The sequence below is a fragment of the Mycobacterium sp. UM_Kg1 genome, from assembly GCF_000972925.1.
Taxonomy (GTDB): Bacteria; Actinomycetota; Actinomycetes; order Mycobacteriales; family Mycobacteriaceae; genus Mycobacterium; species Mycobacterium hiberniae.
This window is the reverse complement of the sequence record NZ_JRMK01000192.1, coordinates 1-6,175: the sequence shown is the minus strand read 5'-3', so window position 1 is coordinate 6,175 and position 6,175 is coordinate 1. Positions and strand designations below refer to the sequence as shown.

At 70.9% G+C, this 6,175-nt stretch carries 6 protein-coding genes; 1 reads left to right on the top strand and 5 read right to left on the bottom strand.

Annotated features, from left to right (window positions below; genetic code table 11):
- On the top strand, positions 1 to 214 hold a 214-nt coding region (locus tag LI92_RS23910), incomplete at its 5' end, for a hypothetical protein (protein ID WP_192830094.1).
- A 51-nt stretch (positions 215 to 265) separates the two neighbouring features.
- Here the strand turns inward: LI92_RS23910 and LI92_RS19310 are convergent.
- The 5 genes from LI92_RS19310 to LI92_RS19290 form a co-directional block, all read right to left on the bottom strand.
- Positions 266 to 1,582, bottom strand: a complete 1,317-nt coding sequence (locus LI92_RS19310; protein ID WP_046321813.1) for an MATE family efflux transporter — start codon at positions 1,580 to 1,582, stop codon at positions 266 to 268.
- Positions 1,583 to 1,626: 44 nt separating this feature from the next.
- Entirely contained in the window at positions 1,627 to 2,625 is a 999-nt protein-coding gene (locus tag LI92_RS19305; protein WP_046321811.1) for a DHH family phosphoesterase, read from the bottom strand.
- On the bottom strand, positions 2,603 to 3,082 hold the full coding sequence (rbfA, locus tag LI92_RS19300; RefSeq protein ID WP_046321810.1) for a 30S ribosome-binding factor RbfA: 480 nt from the start codon (positions 3,080 to 3,082) through the stop codon (positions 2,603 to 2,605). The genes LI92_RS19305 and rbfA overlap by 23 nt, the downstream gene beginning before the upstream one ends.
- A 2-nt stretch (positions 3,083 to 3,084) precedes the next feature.
- A complete protein-coding gene (gene infB, locus LI92_RS19295; RefSeq protein ID WP_046321808.1) occupies positions 3,085 to 5,841 on the bottom strand; it encodes a translation initiation factor IF-2 in 2,757 nt (918 codons plus the stop codon).
- A gap of 100 nt (positions 5,842 to 5,941) precedes the next feature.
- The coding region (locus tag LI92_RS19290) for a YlxR family protein (protein WP_192830093.1) at positions 5,942 to 6,175 on the bottom strand (234 nt) is incomplete at its 5' end.

The window sequence follows — 6,175 nt, the reverse complement described above, 5'->3', positions numbered from 1 at the left end:
GGCTGCTCACCAGTGCAGTGGCGGCCTGATCAGCGCCGCCTACCTGGTGTCTTGGGGCGGCATGGCGGTCGCGATCGTCACCACGTTGGTGGGCATGAGCTACTGCGCGCGCACCCGGCGCACCATGCTCACCTGGCCGGCGCTGGGGTGGGCGATCTTCCTCGTCACGTTTGTCGGGGGCGGATTCCTGCTCGACGCCGGAGTCGGCGGCTAGGGACCCCACGGGCCACCCGGGTGCTGGATTTCCGGTGCGCCCCCTCGTCCCCTACGGCCGTCCCGCCCGCACCCACCGGCCCGACAGTGCCCGCCAGCCGACGAAGATCAGGCGCAGCACGATAAAGGTGGTCAACCCGGACCAGATCCCGGCCAGCCCCCAGTGGAACGCCAGGGCCAGCCAGGTCAGCGGCAGGAAGCCGAGCAGGGCACTGACCACCGTGGCGGTCCGCATGAACGCTGCGTCCCCGGCCCCCAGCAGCACGCCGTCGAGCGCGAAGACGATTCCGGCAAGCGGCAATTGGGCCACCAGAAACCACCACGGCACGCCGATGGCCGCCAGCACCGCGGCGTCGCCGGTGAACAGCTCCGGCAACACGGCCCGGCCCGCGGCGAGCGCCGCGGCCAGCACACCGGCCGCGACCGCCGAGAACGCCGTGACGCGGGCCGCCACCGACCGCGCCTGGCGCGCGTGCCCGGCCCCGAGTGCCGCGCCCACCAGGGCCTGAGCCGCGATCGCCAGCGAATCGAGCACCAGCGCCAGAAACGTCCACAGCTGCAGCACGATCTGGTGGGCAGCCAGGGCCGCCGCGCCGAACCGGGCCGCCACCGCGGCTGCCGAGACGAAGCAGGCTTGAAAAGCCAGCGACCGCACTATCAGGTCCCGGCCCAGCACCAGTTGCCTGCGCAGCACCGCAGCGTCGAGCCGCAGCGGCACCTGCTCGGTTCGCAGGGCACGCAGAAACAGCAGCGCCGCAAGCCATTGGCCGGCACAGTTGGCCACCGCCGAACCGGCCAGCCCCCACCGCGGCAGGCCCAGGGCCCCGAACACCAGCAGCGGGCACAGCACGGCCGACAACGCAAAACCGGCAACCACGTAGCGCGGCGGACGCGAGGTGTCCTGCACGCCCCGCAGCCATCCGTTTCCGGCCAGCGACACCAGGATCGCCGGTGCCCCCAGGATCGCGATCCGCAGCCAGGGCAACGCGGCCTGGGCAATGCTGTCGCGCCCGGCCACCGCCGCGACCAACGGCGCCGCGGCGGCCTGCACCACCACCACGACCAGCACCCCCAAACCCAGTGCCAGCCACGTCGCCTGAACCCCCTCGGCGACCGCGGCAGGTCGGTCACCGGCGCCGTAGTGGCGCGCAGCACGCGCTGTGGTGCCATAGGACAGAAACGTCGCCTGCGAGCCCACCAGGCCCAGAATCAGCCCGCCGATCGCCAGCCCGGCCAGGCCGAGCGCCCCGAGCCGGCCGACCACCGCGGTGTCGAACAGCAGATAGAGCGGCTCGGCTGCCAGCACCACCAGCGCCGGCATTGCCAGCGCCGCGATCTGGCGGCCACCGGCGGCAGTGCTGTCGTGCATAGCCACCATCTTGGGGCAGATCGGGTCGGCTCCCGACCGCGGGACTAGCCGAGGGCGGTGACCAGGGACCCGACCACGTCGTCGATGTCCCCGATCGCGGTGTAGCCGGCTGCCAGCCGGTGTCCGCCACCGCCGAACCCGCACGCCACCGTCGCGAGGTCCACCGTCGCCTTGGCCCGCAGAGACACCGCCCAGCGCCCCGGTTCGGTCTCCTTGAACACCGCGGCCACCTCGGCTTCTGCGGTGGTGCGGACGATGTCGACGATGCTCTCCACTTCCTCGGGCCGGGCCGTGGTCCACTCGGGATGGTCGACAACTGCATAGACCAGCCCTCGCCCACCCGCGGCATCTCCGAGCAGCCGGGCTTTGGCCAGTACCCGCGACAGCATCGTCAGCCAGCCGAACGGATGGGTGTCCATCACCGCGCGGGTGATCGCCGCATTGTCCACTCCGGCATCCACCAGTCGCGCCGCCAGCCGGTGCGCGCGAGCACTTGCCCACCGGAACGATCCCGTGTCGGTGGCCAGCCCGGCATACAGGCAATGCGCCACGTCCACATCGATCGGCTCGCCCCAGGCATCGATGAGTTCCGCGACCATCATGGTCGTCGAATCCGCAGTCGGGTCAACGAAATTGGCGGTTCCGAACAGCTGATTCGAGGCATGGTGGTCGATCACCAGCAGTTCGGGCGCGGCCGCGGCCGGCTCCTGCAGCTCTCCGAGCCGATCAGCACTGGAGACATCGACGGTGACCACCAGATCCACGTCGCGGTGCAACGCATCCGGGCTGACCAGCACTTCCCCACCCGGCAGGGACTGCAGCGACTGCGGCAGCGTGGCTGGGCGGGCGAAACTGACCTGAACGGTCTTGCCGCGCCGCCGCAGGATACTCGCCAGTGCCAGCCCCGCACCGATGGTGTCGGCATCGGGGTGCACATGACAGATCACCGCCAGCGTGCTCGCGCCCGTCAGCAGTTCCACGGCTGCAGCGGCATCCACCCGCCGACCCGTGGGCAGCGGATCAGTCGGCCGACTGCTCACCATCACCGCTGTCGTCGGCGCCCGCCGATCCGGGCACCTCCCGATACGGGTTCGGGTCTCCGACCGGTTGCTTACCCTCCCGGATCCGGGCCAGGTCGGCGTCGGCGGCCTGAGCTGCGGCCAACAGTTCCGCCATCCGGTGCGCCGCATCGGGCACGGTGTCCCGGACAAACGTCAGGGTGGGGGTGAACCGCACCCCGGTTCCCGCGCCGACCTTGGACCGCAGCACGCCCTTGGCCCCCTCCAGCGCCGCTGCCGCGCCGCCGTAGTTGGGGTCGTCGTCCAAGGAGCGGCCCAGCACCGTGTAGTACAGGGTCGCGTCGTGCAGGTCGGCGGTGACCTTCGCGTCGGTGATCGTCACGCCGGCCAGCCGCGGATCCTTGATCTCGTACTCGATCGCCGAGGCGACGATCGTGGAGATCCGCTTGGCCAGCCGGCGTGCGCGTGCCGGGTCAGCCACGGTTAGGTCCGTGCCTTCTCGACGAGCTCGTAGGTCTCGATGACGTCGCCTTCCTTGATGTCGCTGTAGGTCAGCGTCAGACCACACTCGTAGCCGTCGCGGACCTCGGTGACATCGTCCTTCTCCCGGCGCAGCGAGGAGACGGTGAGATTCTCGGCAACCACCACCGAATCACGCAGCAGCCGCGCTTTGGCGTTGCGGCGCATGATGCCGGAGGTGACGAGGCAACCTGCGATGTTGCCGACTTTCGAGGACCGGAAGACGGCGCGAATCTCCGCGCGTCCCAGCTCCTTCTCCTCGTAGATGGGCTTGAGCATGCCCTTGAGCGCGCTCTCGATCTCCTCGATGGCCTGGTAGATGACCGAGTAGTACCGGATCTCCACGCCTTCGCGGCTGGCCAGCTCGGTGGCCTTGCCCTCGGCACGCACGTTGAACCCGATGATGATCGCGTCCGAGGCCGAGGCCAGGTTGACGTTGGTCTCGGTGATGCCACCCACGCCGCGGTCGATCACCCGCAGGGTGACCTCGTCGTCGACCTGGATTCCCATCAAAGCCTCTTCCAGCGCCTCGACGGTACCGGCGTTGTCGCCCTTGAGGATCAGGTTCAGCTGGCTGGTTTCCTTCAGCGCCGAGTCCAGGTCCTCCAGCGAGATCCGCTTGCGCGAGCGCGCCGCCAGCGCATTGCGCTTGCGCGCACTGCGCTTGTCGGCGATCTGGCGGGCGATCCGGTCCTCGTCGACCACCAGCAGGTTGTCACCGGCACCGGGCACCGAGGTGAACCCGATGACCTGCACGGGCCGCGACGGCAGCGCCTCTTCCACGTCGTCGCCGTGCTCGTCGACCATGCGCCGCACCCGGCCGTAGGCATCGCCGGCGACGATCGAGTCGCCGACCCGCAGCGTGCCGCGCTGGATCAGCACGGTGGCCACCGGGCCGCGACCGCGGTCCAGGTGTGCCTCGATCGCCACACCCTGAGCCTCCATGTCGGGGTTGGCCCGCAGGTCCAGGGCGGCGTCGGCGGTCAGCAGCACCGCCTCCTCCAGGGCAGCGATGTTGGTGCCCTGCTTGGCGGAGATGTCGACGAACATGGTGTCGCCACCGAAGTCCTCGGCAACCAGCCCGTACTCGGTGAGCTGCCCCCGGATCTTGGCCGGGTCGGCACCTTCCTTGTCGATCTTGTTGACCGCCACCACGATCGGCACGTCAGCAGCCTGGGCGTGGTTGATGGCCTCCACGGTCTGCGGCATGACGCCGTCGTCGGCGGCCACCACCAGGATCGCGATGTCGGTGGCCTTGGCGCCGCGGGCACGCATGGCGGTGAACGCCTCGTGGCCCGGGGTGTCGATGAACGTGATGAGCCGCTCGGAGCCCTCGAAGTCGACGGACACCTGGTAGGCGCCGATGTGCTGGGTGATACCGCCGGCCTCGCCCTCGCGGACGTTGGCCTTGCGGATGGTGTCCAGCAGTCGGGTCTTGCCGTGGTCGACGTGACCCATGACGGTCACCACCGGCGGCCGGCTCTGCAGATCCTCCTCGCCGCCCTCGTCCTCGCCGTAGGTCAGGTCGAAGGACTCCAGCAGCTCGCGGTCCTCGTCCTCGGGCGAGACGACCTGCACCACGAAGTTCATCTCGCTGCCGAGCAGCTCCAACGTCTCGTCGCCCACCGACTGAGTGGCAGTCACCATCTCACCGAGGTTGAACAGCGCCTGCACCAGAGCAGCCGGGTTCGCGTCGATCTTCTCGGCGAAGTCGCTCAGCGACGCACCGCGGGCCAGCCGAATGGTCTCGCCGTTGCCGTGCGGCAACCGGACACCACCGACGACCGGCGCCTGCATGTTCTCGTACTCGGCGCGTTTCGCCCGCTTCGACTTGCGTCCCCGCTTGGGCGCGCCACCGGGCCGACCGAAGGCACCGGCCGCCCCGCCACGCTGGCCGGGTCGTCCGCCGCCACCGCCGCCGCCACCGGGACGACCGCGGAAACCACCGCCGCCCGCGGGCGCGCCGGCAGCTCCACCGGGACCGCCGGGACCACCGCCGCGGTAGTTACCGCCGGGACCGCCGGGCCGGCCGGCGGGCGCTCCGGGACGGGCACCGCCGCCGGGCCGGGGCGGACCGCCGGGGCGCGGGCGGCCCTGTGCGCCGAAGTTGCTGCTGCGTCCGGGCATGTTGCCCGGGGTTGCGCCACCGCCGGGGCGCGGCATTCCGGGCCGGGGCGCTCCGCCCGGGCGCGGCGCCTGCGGGTGCGGACGCGGGATGGCGCGCTCCACCGGCTGCGCCGAGGAGAACGGGTTGTTGCCGACGCGCGGTGGCCGCGGAGCACCGGGCTTGGGCCCCGGGGTTGCCGGGCGCGGTCCGGGAGCGGGCGGTGCCGCCGGCGCGGGTGCCGCGGCTGCCGGCGGGGGCGTCTCGGCGACGGGCGCTGCCGGAGCGGCCGGTGCCGCCGGCTTGGCCGGGGCGGGTGCGGCGGGCTTGGGTGCCTCGCCGTTGCCGGTGGCCGCCGGTGCCGCCGGCTTCGCCGGTCCCGGAGTCGCCGCGGGGGCCGGGGCGGCGGCCTTGGGGGCCGCCGGGGCAGCGGGTGCCTCGGCCTGCGGCGCGGGCTTGCCACCGCCGAAGGACTCGCGCAGCCGGCGCGCGACGGGGGCTTCCACGGTTGAGGATGCCGACTTGACGAACTCGCCCTGTTCGCTCAGGCGGGCGAGTACTTCCTTACTGGTGACACCGAGTTCCTTGGCCAACTCGTGTACGCGGGCCTTTGCCACTACTTCTCCTGTCTATGAGGCGACAGCGGTGGTGGGCCGCGCCTCGGGTTTAGCTATGACGCATTGTCATCGGGACTTCACGGTGTGCTCATGTTCTTCGCTACCTGTTCTGTTGACCGGAGTGGTTGAGCTGGTCTTCCAATCCCTCGAAGTACTCCTCCACCCCGGATACATCCGGCGAACCGCTGATCCGCAGCGCCCGCACGAAGGCCCGTCTCCGAATCGCCGCGTGCAAGCACTCCGGTGCGGGATGCAGCCATGCCCCCCGCCCCGGCTGGTTGCCCGCCTGGTCAACGATCACGGCACCGTTGCCGTTCCTGTCTCTTATACACAT

Excerpts from the sequence above, each read along its gene's own strand:
- LI92_RS19305 (WP_046321811.1), bottom strand. The coding sequence starts at position 2,625 with ATGGTGAGCAGTCGGCCGACTGATCCGCTGCCCACGGGTCGGCGGGTG.
- LI92_RS19310 (WP_046321813.1), bottom strand. The coding sequence starts at position 1,582 with ATGCACGACAGCACTGCCGCCGGTGGCCGCCAGATCGCGGCGCTGGCA.